This window comes from Ancylobacter moscoviensis (genome assembly GCF_007559435.1).
Classification (GTDB): Bacteria; Pseudomonadota; Alphaproteobacteria; order Rhizobiales; family Xanthobacteraceae; genus Ancylobacter; species Ancylobacter moscoviensis.
This window is the reverse complement of the sequence record NZ_VMBP01000001.1, coordinates 1,177,217-1,192,301: the sequence shown is the minus strand read 5'-3', so window position 1 is coordinate 1,192,301 and position 15,085 is coordinate 1,177,217. Positions and strand designations below refer to the sequence as shown.

15 protein-coding genes and 1 tRNA gene are annotated in these 15,085 nt (G+C 68.5%); 5 read left to right on the top strand and 11 right to left on the bottom strand.

Translation table 11 applies throughout. From position 1 onward, the window contains the following. Window position 1: 1 nt before the first annotated feature. The 4 genes from hisD to FO470_RS05520 all read right to left on the bottom strand — a co-directional run bounded on the left by hisD (window position 2) and on the right by FO470_RS05520 (window position 3,802). On the bottom strand, window positions 2–1,294 hold the full coding sequence (gene hisD, locus FO470_RS05535; protein ID WP_144341870.1) for a histidinol dehydrogenase: 1,293 nt from the start codon (window positions 1,292–1,294) through the stop codon (window positions 2–4). 172 nt (window positions 1,295–1,466) lie between these two features. Further along, window positions 1,467–1,970, bottom strand: a complete 504-nt coding sequence (locus FO470_RS05530) for a DUF2948 family protein (RefSeq protein WP_144341869.1) — start codon at window positions 1,968–1,970, stop codon at window positions 1,467–1,469. A gap of 162 nt (window positions 1,971–2,132) precedes the next feature. Next, on the bottom strand, window positions 2,133–3,422 hold the full coding sequence (gene murA, locus FO470_RS05525) for a UDP-N-acetylglucosamine 1-carboxyvinyltransferase (RefSeq protein ID WP_144341868.1): 1,290 nt from the start codon (window positions 3,420–3,422) through the stop codon (window positions 2,133–2,135). Between the two features lie 197 nt (window positions 3,423–3,619). After that, window positions 3,620–3,802, bottom strand: coding sequence for a hypothetical protein (locus tag FO470_RS05520; RefSeq protein WP_144341867.1), 183 nt, complete (start codon window positions 3,800–3,802; stop codon window positions 3,620–3,622). A gap of 227 nt (window positions 3,803–4,029) precedes the next feature. Between FO470_RS05520 and FO470_RS05515 the strand changes: the two genes are divergently transcribed. Then, window positions 4,030–4,104: transfer RNA gene (locus tag FO470_RS05515), tRNA-Thr, on the top strand. A 155-nt stretch (window positions 4,105–4,259) separates the two neighbouring features. Then, the gene (locus FO470_RS05510) at window positions 4,260–4,499 is read left to right on the top strand and encodes a DUF2188 domain-containing protein (protein WP_144341866.1); all 240 of its coding nucleotides are present in this window, start codon (window positions 4,260–4,262) and stop codon (window positions 4,497–4,499) included. A 57-nt stretch (window positions 4,500–4,556) separates the two neighbouring features. On the opposite strand, the gene FO470_RS05505 is transcribed toward FO470_RS05510, so the two are convergent. The 5 genes from FO470_RS05505 to FO470_RS05485 form a co-directional block, all read right to left on the bottom strand. Then, window positions 4,557–4,778 carry a hypothetical protein gene (locus FO470_RS05505; protein WP_144341865.1) on the bottom strand — a complete coding sequence of 74 codons (222 nt, stop codon included), beginning with the start codon at window positions 4,776–4,778 and terminating at the stop codon, window positions 4,557–4,559. Between the two features lie 174 nt (window positions 4,779–4,952). Beyond that, window positions 4,953–5,783: an ABC transporter permease gene (locus FO470_RS05500; protein ID WP_144341864.1), complete on the bottom strand. Its 831-nt coding sequence runs from the start codon at window positions 5,781–5,783 to the stop codon at window positions 4,953–4,955. 20 nt (window positions 5,784–5,803) lie between these two features. Then, complete coding sequence (locus FO470_RS05495) at window positions 5,804–6,655, bottom strand: ABC transporter permease (RefSeq protein WP_144341863.1); 852 nt, start codon at window positions 6,653–6,655, stop codon at window positions 5,804–5,806. A gap of 154 nt (window positions 6,656–6,809) precedes the next feature. Continuing rightward, entirely contained in the window at window positions 6,810–8,126 is a 1,317-nt protein-coding gene (locus tag FO470_RS05490) for an ABC transporter substrate-binding protein (protein WP_144341862.1), read from the bottom strand. A gap of 46 nt (window positions 8,127–8,172) precedes the next feature. After that, window positions 8,173–9,267 carry an ABC transporter ATP-binding protein gene (locus FO470_RS05485; RefSeq protein WP_144341861.1) on the bottom strand — a complete coding sequence of 365 codons (1,095 nt, stop codon included), beginning with the start codon at window positions 9,265–9,267 and terminating at the stop codon, window positions 8,173–8,175. 384 nt (window positions 9,268–9,651) lie between these two features. On the opposite strand from FO470_RS05485, the gene FO470_RS05480 reads away from it, so the two are divergent. After that, a complete protein-coding gene (locus tag FO470_RS05480) occupies window positions 9,652–10,614 on the top strand; it encodes a Bug family tripartite tricarboxylate transporter substrate binding protein (protein ID WP_144341860.1) in 963 nt (320 codons plus the stop codon). A gap of 69 nt (window positions 10,615–10,683) precedes the next feature. On the opposite strand, the gene FO470_RS05475 is transcribed toward FO470_RS05480, so the two are convergent. Both FO470_RS05475 and FO470_RS05470 read right to left on the bottom strand, forming a co-directional pair. Further along, a complete protein-coding gene (locus FO470_RS05475) occupies window positions 10,684–11,913 on the bottom strand; it encodes a URC4/urg3 family protein (protein ID WP_144341859.1) in 1,230 nt (409 codons plus the stop codon). A gap of 156 nt (window positions 11,914–12,069) precedes the next feature. Beyond that, window positions 12,070–13,338, bottom strand: a complete 1,269-nt coding sequence (locus tag FO470_RS05470) for a GTP cyclohydrolase II (protein WP_144341858.1) — start codon at window positions 13,336–13,338, stop codon at window positions 12,070–12,072. A 219-nt stretch (window positions 13,339–13,557) separates the two neighbouring features. On the opposite strand from FO470_RS05470, the gene upp reads away from it, so the two are divergent. Together upp and FO470_RS05460 are read left to right on the top strand one after the other, a co-directional pair. Beyond that, window positions 13,558–14,235: a uracil phosphoribosyltransferase gene (gene upp, locus FO470_RS05465; RefSeq protein ID WP_144341857.1), complete on the top strand. Its 678-nt coding sequence runs from the start codon at window positions 13,558–13,560 to the stop codon at window positions 14,233–14,235. 159 nt (window positions 14,236–14,394) lie between these two features. Then, on the top strand, window positions 14,395–15,021 hold the full coding sequence (locus tag FO470_RS05460) for a HupE/UreJ family protein (protein WP_144341856.1): 627 nt from the start codon (window positions 14,395–14,397) through the stop codon (window positions 15,019–15,021). Window positions 15,022–15,085 lie beyond the last annotated feature (64 nt).

The window sequence follows — 15,085 nt, the reverse complement described above, 5'->3', positions numbered from 1 at the left end:
GTCAGAGATTGAGCCGGATCGCCACCGAGCGGGCATGGGCGCCGAGCCCTTCCGCCTCGCCCAGCGCGATGGCCGCCGGCCCGAGCGCACGCAGCTGCTCCGGCCCGCATTTGAGGATCGAGGTGCGCTTCAGGAAGTCGAGCACGCCCAGGCCCGAGGAGAAGCGCGCCGAACGCGCCGTCGGCAGCACGTGGTTGGAGCCGCCGACATAGTCGCCGATGGCCTCCGGCGTATGGGCGCCGATGAAGATCGCCCCGGCATGGTGGATACGCTCCACCAGCGCCTCGGCGTCCGCCGCCATGATCTCCAGATGCTCGGGCGCGATGCGGTCGGAGAGCGCCGGCGCCTCGTCGAGGCTGGCGAGCGTGATGACGGCGCCGAATTCGTCCCAGCTCCTCGCCGCGATGTCGCGGCGTGGCAGGGTGGCGAGCTGCCGCTCCACCGCGGCGATCACCGCCTCGGCCAGCGCGGCATCGTCGGTCATCAGGATCGACTGGGCGGCCGTGTCATGCTCAGCCTGCGCGAGCAGGTCGGCGGCGATCCAGTCCGGGTTCTGCTCGCCATCGGCGATCACCAGCACCTCGGAAGGCCCCGCCACCATGTCGATGCCGACCGTGCCGAAGACATGCCGCTTGGCGGCCGCCACATAGGCGTTGCCGGGGCCGACGATCTTGGCCACCGGCGCGATGGTCTGCGTGCCGTAGGCGAGAGCGGCCACGGCCTGCGCCCCGCCGACGCGGTACACCTCGTCGACGCCGGCGAGATCGGCGGCAGCGAGCACCAGCGGGTTGAGCTTGCCGTCGGGCGCCGGCACCACCATGGCGAGGCGCTTCACCCCCGCCACCTTGGCCGGCACGGCGTTCATCAGCACGGAGGACGGATAGGCCGCCGTGCCGCCGGGAACGTAAAGCCCCACCGCATCCACCGGCGTCCAGCGATGCCCCAGCTCGACGCCGGCGGCATCGACATAGCGCCCGCTCGCGGGAAGCTGACGCTCGTGATGGGAGCGGATGCGCTGGTGCGCGAAGCGCAGAGCTTCCAGCGTCGCCGGATCGGCGGCCTTTACCGCCGCGCCGATCTCCTCCTGCGAGACCCGGATGCCCAGCGCGCCGAGATCGACACGGTCGAACTGGCGGGACAGCTCGACCAGCGCCGCGTCGCCGCGCGTGCGCACATCCTCGACGATGCGGGCCACCGCCTGCGCCACATCCTGCGAGACCTCCCGCTTGGTGCCGAGAAAGGCGCGGAAGCGCTCGGAGAAATCAGGGGAGCGTGTATCGAGGCGGAGCGGCATGTCGGGTCCTGCGGGTCGGGAAGCCTGCGGGTCGGAAGCCTGCGGAACGGTTCGCGCGCAGGCTTGCGGGCGCGGATTCACGTCACGCCCGGCCATGCGGGCGATCGGTCGCCTGTCCTATCGCAACCGGGCTCGCGGAACACAAGAGGGCACGCAGGCGGGCGCGCCGTTCTCAGTCGTGGCAGGGCGTGCCCTTGGCGTCCCAGGCGGGCCCCAGATCCTCGAGCCCGGCTTCCATGCACTCGACGTCGAGCTGGACCTCGGCGCCGCCCGAAAACAGGAAGGTGACGGTGCCGGAAGGGGCGTCCGTCTCCTCGAAGGTCAGCGCCAGCAGGTTCAGCACGCCCTGCTTCTTCGTGAGGTCGATGCCGCGCACGCGCGCCCCGAGCACCCGCTCGAAACGCAGCCCGGCCCGGCGCCGCACGCAGGGCGCGGCATTCGGCGCGGTATGCGTGGCCGCCAAGGCCACCGGCACTCCGTCGGCCGGCTCCTCGATATCCGCCATCGCCTCGGCCTGGATCGCCTTCTCCCAGTCGAAGCGGTTGGCGAGCAGCACGAAACGCCGCTCCTTCGGCAGGTAGGTCATGTCCGCGATCCCGACGATCGCATCCTGGAGGTGCACCGAAAGCACCGCCAGATCCTCACCGTCCAGCGCAATCAGCTTCAGCCCGGCCATGTCCTCATCTCCGCAAGCATACCCCGCCGGCGCCCAACCTACCGGCGCCGCGCCCTACCCGGCGGAACATCCGTGCAACGCCGTCTGCCGCCCAGATGGCGTCGATGCGCGTGCACGGCAAGGGGACCGGGAGCGACCCTCGGTAGAGTGCGTAGACGGCCCTCAGCCGGCGATGCGCTCGATCTCGGCGCCGCAGGCGGAGAGCTTCTCCTCCAGCCGCTCGAAGCCGCGATCGAGGTGATAGACGCGATGGATCATGCTCTCGCCTTCGGCGGCGAGCGCACCGATCACCAGCGACACCGAGGCGCGCAGGTCGGTGGCCATCACCGGCGCGCCCTTCAGCTTCTCCACGCCCTCGATGGTCGCGGTCTCGCCGTCGAGATGGATGTTGGCGCCGAGGCGGGCCAGCTCCTGCACGTGCATGAAGCGATTCTCGAAGATGGTCTCGGTGATCTTCGAGGTGCCGCGCGCCCGCGTGGTGAGTGCCATGAGCTGCGCCTGCAGGTCAGTCGGGAAGCCGGGGAACGGCGCCGTCGTCACCTCGACCGGCGCGATCCCCGCGCCGTTGCGCTTCACGCGCAGGCCCTGGTTGGAAACCGTGATCTCCGCGCCGGCCTCGCGCAGCGTGTCGAGGGCCGAATCGAGCAGGTCCGCCCGCGCGCCGGAGAGCAGGACGTCGCCGCCGGTCATCGCCACCGCCATGGCGTAGGTGCCGGTCTCGATGCGGTCCGGCAGCACGCAGTGGCGCGCGCCCTTCAGGCGCGGCACGCCGGTGATGCGCACGGTCGAGGTGCCGTGGCCCTCGATGCGCCCGCCCATGGCGTTGATGCAGTCCGCGAGGTCGACGATCTCCGGCTCGCGCGCCGCGTTCTCGATGATCGTCTCGCCGTCGGCGAGGCTCGCCGCCATGATCGCCGTGTGGGTGGCGCCGACCGAAACCTTCGGGAAGTCGATCCGCGCGCCCTTCAGCCCCTTCGGGGCGCGGGCGAGCACATAGCCGCCGTCGATCTCGATCTCCGCGCCGAGCGCGCGCAGCGCGTCGAGGTGGAAGTCCACCGGGCGCGTGCCGATGGCGCAGCCGCCGGGCAGCGACACCTTGGCCTCGCCCATGCGCGCCAGCAGCGGGGCGATGACCCAGAAGCTCGCGCGCATCTTGGAGACGAGGTCATAGGGCGCGGTGGTGTCGACGATGACGCGCGCGTCGATCTCCAGCGTCTGGCCGGCATAGGCATCGTCGCCGCGCCGCTTGCCGTTGACGGTGATGTCGATGCCGTGATTGCCGAGGATGCGCTGGAGCTGCGACACGTCGGCGAGGCGCGGCACGTTCTCCAGCACCAGCTTCTCGTCGGTCAGCAGACCCGCGATCATCAGCGGCAGGGCGGCGTTCTTGGCGCCGGAAATCGGGATCGACCCGTTGAGCGGATTGCCGCCGACGATGCGGATACGGTCCAAGGTTCACTTCTCCTTCCAGCCGGGAGCGGCGCGCACGGCCCGCGTCCGGCCCCACGCGGGTGCGGAGGGGATCGGGAACGCGGCCGGCGCTCGAAGCGGCGGCAATGACGAAGCGATGGGGCCGATTCGTGGCGCCACCGCCCTTTGTTTGCCTATTGGTCTAGAGCATGTCGCGGGGCGGGACAATTCGCCGTCCTTCAGCGCTCCCCGCCGTCCTTGTCGGCCGCGCCGGGCTCCGGGGCGGCGGCGGCGCCCGCTTCGGCCTCCGTCCCGGCCGGACCGGCCTGCCGGCCCCGCGCCTGCTGCTTGCGCCGCTTGAGATTTTCCCGCAGCGCCGCCGCGAGGCGCTCGGCGCGCACGGCATCATCGGGGCCGCTCATCCCGCTCTCCTGTGATCGTCCCTCCAAGCCATAATGCGCGCGCGGAACGGACGGAAGAGCCCCGCGCCGACGATGCCCTCGGAACAGCGGCACGCGCCGCGGAAAGCCGGGGTGGAGGGAAAGGCATGCACAGCCTCGCGGGAATTACACGCCCGACGCTTGCGCCGGCCGGCGGGCTGTGGCAAACGTCCCGGCGCCTCGACGGGCCGCTCCGTCGACCGGCCAGCGCTGCGGTAGCTCAGTGGTAGAGCACTCCCTTGGTAAGGGAGAGGTCGAGAGTTCAATCCTCTCTCGCAGCACCAGCTTTCCCTACACTTCCGCCGACCGACGGTTCCCGTTCGCCCCGACACGCCCGGTGCATCGCAATCGCACGGCTTCCTTCCGGTCCTGCACTGGCGACCGCCGATGGCCGGGCCCATATCGCTGGTCGGACATACCGCGAGCGGGAGGAATCGAAATGGCTCATGTCACCTACCGGATCGTCGAGCACGACGGCGGCTGGGCGTACAAGGTCGGCGACGTGTTCTCGGAAACCTTCCCGTCGCACGATGCCGCGCGGCAGGCTGCCGAGCGCGCCGCGCGCGAGCAGAAGGCGCCCGGCGACACGACGCCGATCGAATTCGAGGACAAGGCCGGGAAGTGGCACGAAGAAACTGCGCGCGGCACCGACCGTCCGGACACGGACGTGAAGGGCTGAAACGGCTCCGGGCCTGCAGCGCGGGCGCCGCTCTCACGCGACGCGCCCGCCTCCCGCTCAGCGGATCATCTCGATCGTGTCGATCGCGATGATCTGGTTGCCCTCGTAATTGTTGTCGTGCAGCCGGCAGAGCATGAAGCGGTCGGCGACCTCGATCGGGCCATAGGCGGTGATCGTGTCGCCGCTGCGCAGCTTGATGGTCAGCGCGTGCTTGCGGTCGTCGCGCGCGACTTCCTTGAGAAGGTCGCAGATCGTGCGATCCGTGGTGCTGATGTTCATGGCGTTCTCCCGTGACGTCCCACGCCGCCTCTCGCCGGGCCTGCCGGCACACGACATATTTTGGACATCAACCGGCCATGGGCCATCCGGTTCCCTACCGATACCGCCGCCTTTCCGGCACCCAACAGCTTGGCGTATCGGGACTTTCCGCAACGGAACAGGCGGCGCGCGCCGTTATCCGGCGATGCGGCGGGCGCGTCTCTTGCGCAGCACGGCGATGGTGGCGAGCGCGACCAGGATGACCGCCATGGAGAACACCGTCGTCACCGTGCCGAGCGCATAGAGCACCGGTGTCGTGACGTTGGTCGTCATCCCGTAGATCTCCAGCGGCAGCGTGTTGAAGCTGCCCGAGGTCATCAGCGTGCGGGCGAACTCGTCATAGGACAGCGTGAAGCCGAACAGGCCGACGCCGATCAGGCTCGGCAGGATGATCGGCAGCACCACATGGGCGAAGGTCTGCCACGGACTCGCGCCGAGATCGCGCGCCGCCTCCTCATAGGCCGGGTTGAAGCGGTTGAAGACGGCGAACATGATCAGGAGGCCGAAAGGCAGAGTCCAGGTGAGATGCGCGCCGAAGGCCGAGGAGTACCAGGCCGGCTCCAGCCCGAACACGTTGAAGGCGAGGCCGATGCCGAGCGAGATCAGGATCGAGGGCACGATCAGGCTGGCGATGGTGAGGTAGAAGAGCGGACCCGAGCCGACGAAGCGGCGGCGGAAGGCGAGGCCGGCCAGCAGCGAGACCACCACGGTGGTCAGCATGGTCATGAGCCCGAGCACCAGCGAGCGCGAGAAGGCGCCGCCGAAATCGCCGACCGCCTGCTGCTCGAACAGCAGGTTCTGGAACCAGCGCAGCGACGTCCCGTTCATCGGGAAGGTGAGCCCGCCATTCGGACCCTGGAAGGACAGGATGAAGATCGTCGTCAGCGGTCCGTAAAGGAACAGCACGAACAGCACGAAGAAGGCGGTGAGCACGTAGAAGCCGGGGCCGCGTTTTTCGGAGTTCATCGCTCACAGCTCCAGAATACTTAGAGTTCTCTGCGGATGTTGACGATGCGCAGGATGCCGCCGACCAGCAGCAGCACGAGGATCAGCAGGATCACCGCGTTCGCCGCCGCCGCCGGGTACTGCAGCAGCGCGATCTGGTTCGCCATCATCAGCCCGACCGAGGCCGACTGGCCGCCGGACATGAAGCGCACGGTGATGAAGTCCCCCATCACCAGCGTGACGACGAAGATCGAGCCGATGGCGATGCCGGGCTTGGCCAGCGGGATGATGACGTTGGTGAGGATCTGCCAGGCATTCGCCCCGGCGTCGCGCGCGGCCTCGATCAGCGCCCGGTCGATGCGCATCAGCGTGTTGAAGATCGGGGTGACCATGAACAGCGTGTAGAGATGCACCATGGCCAGCACCACCGCGAAATCCGAGAACAGCAGGAACTCCAGCGGCTGGTCGATGACGCCCATGGTCATCAGCGTCTGGTTCAGCAGCCCGTTGCGCCCGAGGAACGGGATCCACGAGATCATGCGGATGATGTTCGAGGTCAGGAACGGGATGGTGCAGACGAGGAACAGCACCATCTGCGCCGTCGCCGAGCGAATGTGGAAGGCGAGGTAGTAGGCGACCCAGAAGCCGATGACGAGCGTCACCGCCCAGACGATGACGGTGTATTTGAGCGTGTTGAGATAGGTGTTCCAGGTCACCGGCGAGCTGATCGTCTCCTCGTAATTGGTGAAGACGAAGGCCGGGAAGATCTGGATGGAATCATAGTCCCAGAAGCTCACCATCACGATGGTGGCGATCGGCAGCACGAGGAACGCCGCGAGGATGGCGGTGAGCGGCGTCGCCTGCAGGTAGGGTGCTATGCGCGAGAGGGTCATGGGCCGTGCCGTCACCGGGAATATGTAGCGACTGAATTCCTGCTAGCGTCGTCATCCCCGGGCTTGGCCCGGGGATCCAGGTCTTTCTGCCGTCCGCCCTCTCAACCAAGGCGAGGATGGCCGGGCCAAGCCCGGCCATGACGGCGTTCTTGCCTCACGCGGCGATGAACTCGTTCCAGCGGCGGACCATGTAGCGGTCCTCGTCCATCACCGAGTTCCAGCAGGCGACCGCGCCCATGCGGTCCTGGAAGGACCCGCCGTCGCGCACCGCACCGGCCGTGTACATCACCTTGCCCTCCGGCGAGAGGATGTCGGCCTTGGCCGGCTGGCCGAGCATCCAGAACGCCCACTCGTCCGGCGTCATGTTCTTCTCGGCGGTGGAGAGCACGGCGGAGTAGTAGCCCTGGCGGTTGAGGTAAGCGCCGACCCAGCCGGAGAGATACCAGTTGATGTACTCATAGGCCGCGTCGAGCTGGGCACCCTTGAGGTGCTTGGCGAGGCCGAGGCCGCCGCCCCAGGCGCGGTAGCCTTCCTCCAGCGGCTGGTAGACGCAGGGGATGCCCTTGGAGCGCACCGCCGCCACGGCGGGCGACCACATGGACTGGATCACCACCTCGCCCGAGGCCATCAGGTTCACGCTCTCGTCGAAGGTCTTCCAGAAGGCGCGGAACTGGCCGTCCTTCTTGGTCTTGATGAGGAAATCGATGGTGGTGTCGATCTCCGCCTTGGTCATGTTGCCCTTGTCGCCGTATTTGATGATGCCGGCGCTCTCGCAGATCATCGCTGCGTCCATGATGCCGATGGACGGAATGTTCAGGATCGAGGTCTTGCCCTTGAAGGCGGGATCGAGAATGTCCTTCCAGTTCTTGATCGGGCGGCCGACGAGATCGGGGCGGATGCCCAGCGTGTCGGCGTTGTAGATGGTCGGGATCAGCGTCATCCACTGGGTGGGCGTGGGGGCGAACTTCTTGGAGTCCGGCCCTTCCACGAAGCCGACCGTGTTCGGCGCGGTACCCTGGGCGATCTTCGATTCCGGGGTGAGCTTGCCGGTGGTGAAGATCGGCACGATGTCGTCGTAGTACTTGATCTTCTTCACGTCCATCGGCTGCAGCGTGCCCGCGGCGAACACCTTCTTGCAGATCCAGTATTCGATGTCGGCGATGTCGAAGCTGTTCGCCTGCGTCACCACGCGCTGGGAGACCGCATCGGAATCGAGCGCCGTCATCTGCAGCGTGATGCCGAGGTCCGCCTTACACTTCTCGGCGATGGCGTTGAGGTTCGACACGCCGGTGCCGAACTGGCGCAGCGTGATCGGGTTCTGCGCCCAGATGGTGGGAAAGCCGGTGACGGCGCCCGAGCCGGCGGCGAGACCGCCGAGCGCGGCGACGCCCTTCAGCACGTTGCGGCGGGTCATCCCATCGGCGCCCTTGGCAGCGCGGGTGCCGGTGCGGTCCGTGGTCTTCTGGCTCATGTCTGTCTCCCGAGCGTTGGTCGGCTGTTGTTTGCGGACAGTGGGATCAGGCCGAAGGCGAGGCGTCGAGGATGTGGACGTCCTGCGGCGTCCAGGCGAGCGGGACCGCATCGCCCACCGCGAGCGGCGCCTCGAAGAAGGCGGTTTCCGGCACCTGCACCGAGAACTCGTCCACTCCCGGCGCGGCAAGGGCGACCTGAACCTTCTGGCCGTGATACTCGATGTTCTGCACGAGGCCGGTGAGCCCGCAGCCCGGCGCCGCGCCCTCCGCCAGCCGCACCCGGTCGGTGCGCACCGCGATCTCCACCGGCGCCCCCGGCTCCAGCCCCGGCGCGCCGGGAGCCTTGAACGACGCGCCGCCGGGCACCTCGAAGGTCACTTCCTCCGCGCCGACTGCCGTCACCCGGCCGGACAGGACGTTGTGGTCGCCCATGAAGCGGGCGACGAAGGCGGTGGCGGGCCGGTTGAAGACCTCGCGCGGCGTCGCCGCCTGCTCGATCCGCCCGCCATTCATCACCACCACGAGGTCGGAGAGCGCCATCGCCTCCTCCTGGCTGTGGGTGACGTGGATGAAGGAGATACCGAGCTGGAGCTGCAGGCGCTTCAGCTCCTGCCGCACCTTGATCTTGAGGAAGGGGTCGAGGGCGGAGAGCGGCTCGTCGAGCAGCAGGGCCTGCGGATCGGTGATCAGCGCGCGGGCCAGCGCCACGCGCTGCTGCTGGCCGCCGGAGAGCTGCGCCGGCCGGCGCTCGGCGAGATGATCCATGTGGACCAGCTTCAGCATATCGAGCGCCTTCGCGCGGCGCGTCGGCTTGTCCACGCCCTTCATCTTCAGCGAGAAAGCGACGTTGTCGACGACGTCGAGATGAGGAAACAGCGCGTAGCTCTGGAACATCATCGCCGTGCCGCGCCGGGCCGGCGGCAGGTCCGAGACGACGGTCGGCCCGAGGCGGATGTCGCCCTCGGAGATGCTCTCATGACCGGCGATCATGCGCAGCGTGGTGGTCTTGCCGCAGCCGGACGGCCCCAGCAGGCAGCAATAGGTTCCGGCCGGTATCTTCAGCGAGACGGCGTCGACTGCCAGCGCCGCGCCGTAGCGCTTGGTGACATGGATGAGCTCGATATCGGCGCCCTTTGTCATGTCGTCGGCACGGCTCCCCTGCTGCTCCGCAACGGTAGGGGAAGAACGCAAGCGATATGCCAGTTGGTCCATTCCGGAAAAAGTGCCGTGGCGACCGCCGTGCGCCGCTCGCCACGCCATCCGCCTCCGTCAGCCGCGCGGCGCACCGCCCATCAAATAGGCAACCTGCATCGATCGGATACAATCCATTGCGAAATTACATACAATTTGAGCGACCGCGCCACGGATCCCTCACCCGGCGACCAATGGAGGATTGAGCCCGGCCGCGCGATGCCTCACTTTGCGGTCAGGCGTCAGGGGCCCGCAGAGGCCCCGCGTGCCGGACGGCACGCCATGAAAAGCAAGCGCATCGCCCCGGACGCGCATCACAAGGGAGGTTGCCTGATGTTCCGCACTCTGTTCGCCGCCGCCGTCACATCCGTCCTCGCCCTCGCTCCCGCCGCGGCGCAGGATTTCCCGACCCGGCCGGTCACCCTCGTCATCCCCTTCGCCGCCGGCGGCTCGACCGACCTGGTCGGACGGCTGATCGCCGAGCGCATGACCACCGAGCTCGGCCAGCCGGTCGTCGTCGAGAACAAGGGCGGCGCGGGCGGCAATCTCGGCGCCGCGCAGGTCGCCAAGGCCACGCCGGACGGCTACACCATCCTCATGGGCACGGTCGCCACCCACGCGCTGAACCCGGCTCTCTACAAGAAGATGCCCTACGATCCGGTCACCAGCTTCGCGCCGGTCTCGCTGCTCGCCATCGTGCCCAACGTGCTGGTGGTGCACCCCGACTTCCCCGCCAAGACGACCGAGGAGCTGATCGCCCTCCTCAAGAAGGACCCGGGCAAATACGCCTATGCCTCCTCCGGCAACGGCACGCCGCTGCACCTGTCCGGCGAGCTGTTCAAGAGCATGGCCGGCGTCGACATGCAGCACATTCCCTATCAGGGCGCGGGCCCGGCCCTCATCGACGTGATGTCCGGGCAGGTGCCGATCATGTTCGACAACCTCCCCTCCTCCTCGGGCCATATCAAGAGCGGCAAGCTCCGGGCCCTGGGCGTGACCACCGCCAAGCGCGCAGCTTCCTTCCCCGACGTTCCGGCCATCGCCGAGGCCATCCCCGGCTACGAGACCTATACGTGGAACGCCGTCTTCGCCCCCGCCGGCACGCCGCCGGAAGTGGTCGCCAAGCTGAACGCCGCCGCCAACAAGGCACTGACCGACCCGAAGGTGCAGTCGCGCCTCGCCGACTTCAGCGCCACGCCCGTCGGCTCGACGCCGGAAGAGCTGGCCGAGCATGTGAAAAAGGAACTCGCCAAATGGGCGCCGATCGTGAAGGCCTCCGGCGCGCAGCTCGACTGAGCCGGACCTGAGCCGCCTTCCCCATGGCCGGGCTCGTCGCGAGGCCCGGCCATTTTTATCGTCCAGCCGTCAGAACACCGTCCCATCCGCGTCGATGGCGAGCGGCGGCGGACCGGCCGGCGGGCGACGCTCGGCGGCGATGCGCCGGCCCGCCGTCCAGGTGCCGCCCTGCAGCATCTTGGCGAGCGGGAATTGCGAGGCATCGAGCCCCAGCCGCTCGCGCACCCGGTCGGCGAGCAGATCCATCAGCGCCACGGTAAGCGCGCGCCATTCGACCACCAGCTCGGAGGCGACCGGCTGCTTCTGCGCGGGGTCGATGGGCTGGCGCGGCACGATGGCGCCGAGATCGATCAGCAGGCCGCCATTGCGGTATTCCGGCAGCGCCGTCAGCGCGTCGAGCTCGGTCACGACGAGCCCGGCCGCCTCGAACGGCTCCAGCAGCGAATAGGTAAGCCATTGCGACAGCTTGTGGAACGGCACGAGCTGGTCGGAGAGATCGTCGACCCGCACCGCCGGATGCCGCCCGACATCGCCCAGCGCCACGCCCTCCACCTGCAGCCCGGAAGGCCAGATCGCGGAGAGCCCATCGAGCAGCGCGCCGAGGATCAGCGCCGCCGGCAGGCGGCCGACCTTCGCCTGAGGGACCAGCGCGTCATAGAGCCCGCCCGGCCGCAGCGCCGCGTCGCCGAACAGGTCCGGCCGGGCGGCAAGCGCATGGCCCAGCCGGTTGAGGAGCGCCGCCCGCCCCGCCAGTCCGACCAGCGGATTGTCGTCCGAGACCTGGAAATGGCGGCCGAGCGTCCCGGCGTCGAGCGCGATCAGCGCCGGCGCGCCGGCGCGCAGCGGGCGCGCCGGATCGGAGGAGAAGCCCCCGGCTTCGAACATGCGCAGGCTCGCCACGGCAAGGCCTTCCGAGCGGCCCAGCGTCAGGCCGGTCTGCGCCTCGTGATAGCGCCAGGCATCGCCGGCCCCGGCATCGAGCAGCACGCTGACCACGGCAAGGTCGATCATGATGCGGGAGCGCTCGGCCCTGTCCACCCCTTCGAGCGTCGTCTCCAGTGCCGCCCAACGGTCGACGCCGCCGGCATCGAAATGCCGCCAGCGGCTGTGATAGGGGATGTCGAGCGTCGGATAGGCCAGCCGCGTGACCTCGGCGACATAGTCGGCGATGCCGTCCAGCGCCGACTCGTCCACGGTGAAGTGCGGCGAGTGCCCGGCCCGCACGTAATCCAGCACCTGATGACTGCGGGCACGGACGGCGGCGGGCGAGCGCAGGGCGGCGAGTTCGGGCGGGGTCATGCGAGGAGCATCCTCTTTGCAACCGGCTCTTCCTTTTGGAAGAGACCATCCGTCATCCCCGGGCTTTGGCCCGGGGATCCACGCCTTGTTCAGGAAAGACGTGGATGGCCGGGCCAAGCCCGGCCATGACGTGGTGAATACGGGCGGCGCCGGCCGCTACTCCTCCAGCGCCCGTCCCTGCGTAGCGTCGTACTGGCTCTGGAAGCCGGCGCCGTAATAGCCGGCGGAGACCTTCGCCTCCATCTCGACGCGGGCATCCGGGGGGATCAGCTCGTCGGGAATCGGCACGCGCTCTACCACCTCGATGCCCGCTCGCGCCAGCGCGTTGAACTTCATGTCGCTCATCGAGGCGAAGCGGTCGATCTTCGAGATGCCGAGCCAGTGGAACACGTCCGGCATCAGCTCCTGGAAGCGCATGTCCTGCACGCCGGCGACGCATTCCGTCCGCTTGAAATAGGCGTCCGGCCGGTCGCCGCCCTCCTGCCGCTTGCGGGCGTTGTAGACGAGGAACTTCGTCACCTCGCCGAGCGCGCGGCCTTCCTTGCGGTTGTAGATCACCAGGCCGATGCCGCCCTTCTGCGCCATCTCCACGCAGATCTCGATGCCGTGGGCGAGATAGGGCCGGCAGGTGCAGATGTCGGAGGAGAACACGTCGGAGCCGTTGCACTCGTCATGCACCCGGCAGGCGAGCGGGGTGACGCCGTCGCCGATCTTGGCGGGATCGCCGAACATGTAGAGCGTCATGCCGCCGATGGGCGGCAGGAAGACCTTGAGGTCGCCGCGCGTCACCAGTTCCGGGAACATGCCGCCCGTATGCTCGAACAGGGCGCGGCGCAGCGCGCCTTCCGGGACGCCGAACCGTTCGGCGATGCCCGGCAGGTACCAGACCGGCTCGATCGCCGCCTTGGTGACGCGCACGTCCCCCTTGGGTCCGATGATGTCGCCGTCGATCTTCAGGCGCCCGGCTTTGATCACCTCGCGGATCTCCGGCATGTCGATATGGGCGCGCGTGACGGCGATGGTCGGGCGCACGTCGAGCCCGGCAGCGAGCGCCTCCCCGAAGGCTTCGCCCGTCATGTGTCCATAGGGATCGAGGGAGACGATCTTCGCCGGGTCGGCCCATTGCGGATGGGGGCCGATCGCGTCGGACGGCGCGGTATTGGTGAGATCGGCCTTGAAGTCGGCCGGCAGCGCGCCCGCGGCGATGGCCAGCGCGCGATAGACCGAATAGCCGCCGGCATGGGCGCCGATGGCGTTGCGGTGCGTGGGATCGGTGAGGGTCGCCACCACCGGGCCGCGCAGCGCCGGGTCCGGCGCGCCCCAGTTCAGCGTCGGGGCGGTGCCGGCGACGCCGGTCGGCGCACCGTGCGAGGTGAGGACGATGTGATTGCGGGAACGACCGCCTGCATTGGCATTGACGGACATGACTGGCTCGCTTCTCCGGCCGGCCCCCTCGCCGGCTTACTGGAAGCAATCAATGTGAGCGCGAATTCCCACGCTCCGCAAGAGGGGCCGGCGGCGGGCCATCAAAAAATCAGACGAACTGGTCCGTTTCTTGTATCGCGTTTCACGCTATCCTCCCGTCGAGGAAGACGATGGCATCTGCCATAAATGCGTCACCCAGTCCGAGCGAGTTGCCCCGTCATGAACGCTCCCACCCCTGCGTCGAACGTCCTCACCGGGGCGCCCCTGCCGCCGAACGTGACCGTCGTCGATCACCCGATGATCCAGCACAAGCTCACCCTGATGCGCCGCTCGCGCACACCGGCCAACGAGTTTCGGCTGCTGCTGCGCGAGATCAGCATGCTGCTCGCCTATGAGGTGACGCGCGACATGCCGACCGAGCTGATCGAGATCGAGACGCCGCTGGCGACGATGCAGGCGCCGGTCGTGGCCGGAAAGAAGCTCTGCCTCGTCTCGGTGCTGCGCGCCGGCGGCGGCATATTGGAGGGCATGCTGGAAATCCTGCCGGCGGCGCGTGTCGGCCATGTCGGCCTCTACCGCGATCCGGTCTCGCTGGCGGCGGTGGAGTACTATCTCAAGCTGCCGCGCGACATTTCCAGCCGGACCGCGATCGTGCTCGACCCGATGCTGGCCACCGGCAATTCGGCGGTCGCCGCCGTGTCGGAAATCAAGGCCGCGGGCTGCCAGTCCATCAAGTTCGTCTGTCTCCTCGCCGCGCCGGAAGGCGTGCAGGCGATGTACGAAGCCCATCCCGACGTGCCGATCTTCGCCGCCGCGGTCGACAGTCATCTCAACGACCACGGCTATATCGTTCCCGGCATCGGCGACGCCGGCGACCGCATCTTCGGCACCAAGTAGCCGCCTTGGCATGGCCGCTGCATGGGCTATGACCGGGGCGCGAAGCGGATTCACCGGGTCGCTCCCCTTGGCCTATGCTCGCCGTGCCAAATCATCCTACGCAGACGTACGCACCGGGGGGTACCCGAAGGCGGCCTGCCTTTTCCACGAGGGATCGTCATGTCCAACTTCGTCCCGTCCAGCGTCCGCCGTCACGCCACCCGCGGCGCCATCGCCGCCCTCCTCGCGCTCAGCCCGAGCCTTGCCTTCGCTCATCCCGGCCATGGCGACAGCTACGGCTTCGCCCAGGGCTTCATGCATCCGGTCGGCGGCCTCGATCACGTCCTGGCCATGGTGGCCGTCGGCATCTTCGCCGCCTCGCTCGGCGGCCGCGCGCTCTGGGCGGTTCCCGCGAGCTTCGTCGGATTGATGGCGGTTGGCGGCGGGCTCGGCATGGCCGGCATCGACGTTCCGTTCGTCGAGTTCGGCATCGTCGGCTCGATCATCGTGCTCGGCCTCGTCGTCGCGCTCGGCTACCGCAACTGGCCGCTCGGCGCGGCGATGGCGCTGGTCGGCTTCTTCGCGCTGTTCCACGGCCACGCCCATGGCGCGGAGATGCCGGAGAGCGCCTCAGGCGCCGCCTATGCCGTCGGCTTCATGCTCGCCACCGCGCTGCTGCACATGGTCGGCATCGGTGCCGGCCTCGCCCTCGGCAAGGCGGGCGAGGCCCGGGCGCCGCGCCTCGTGCAGGGGCTGGGCGTCGTCGTCGCTGTCGCCGGTCTCGGCCTGCTGGCCGGCGCCATGTGATCAATCCGGCGGCGCCGAAGTTTTCGGCGCCGGGACTAGGCATCTGCCGCTTATCCGGGCTTCC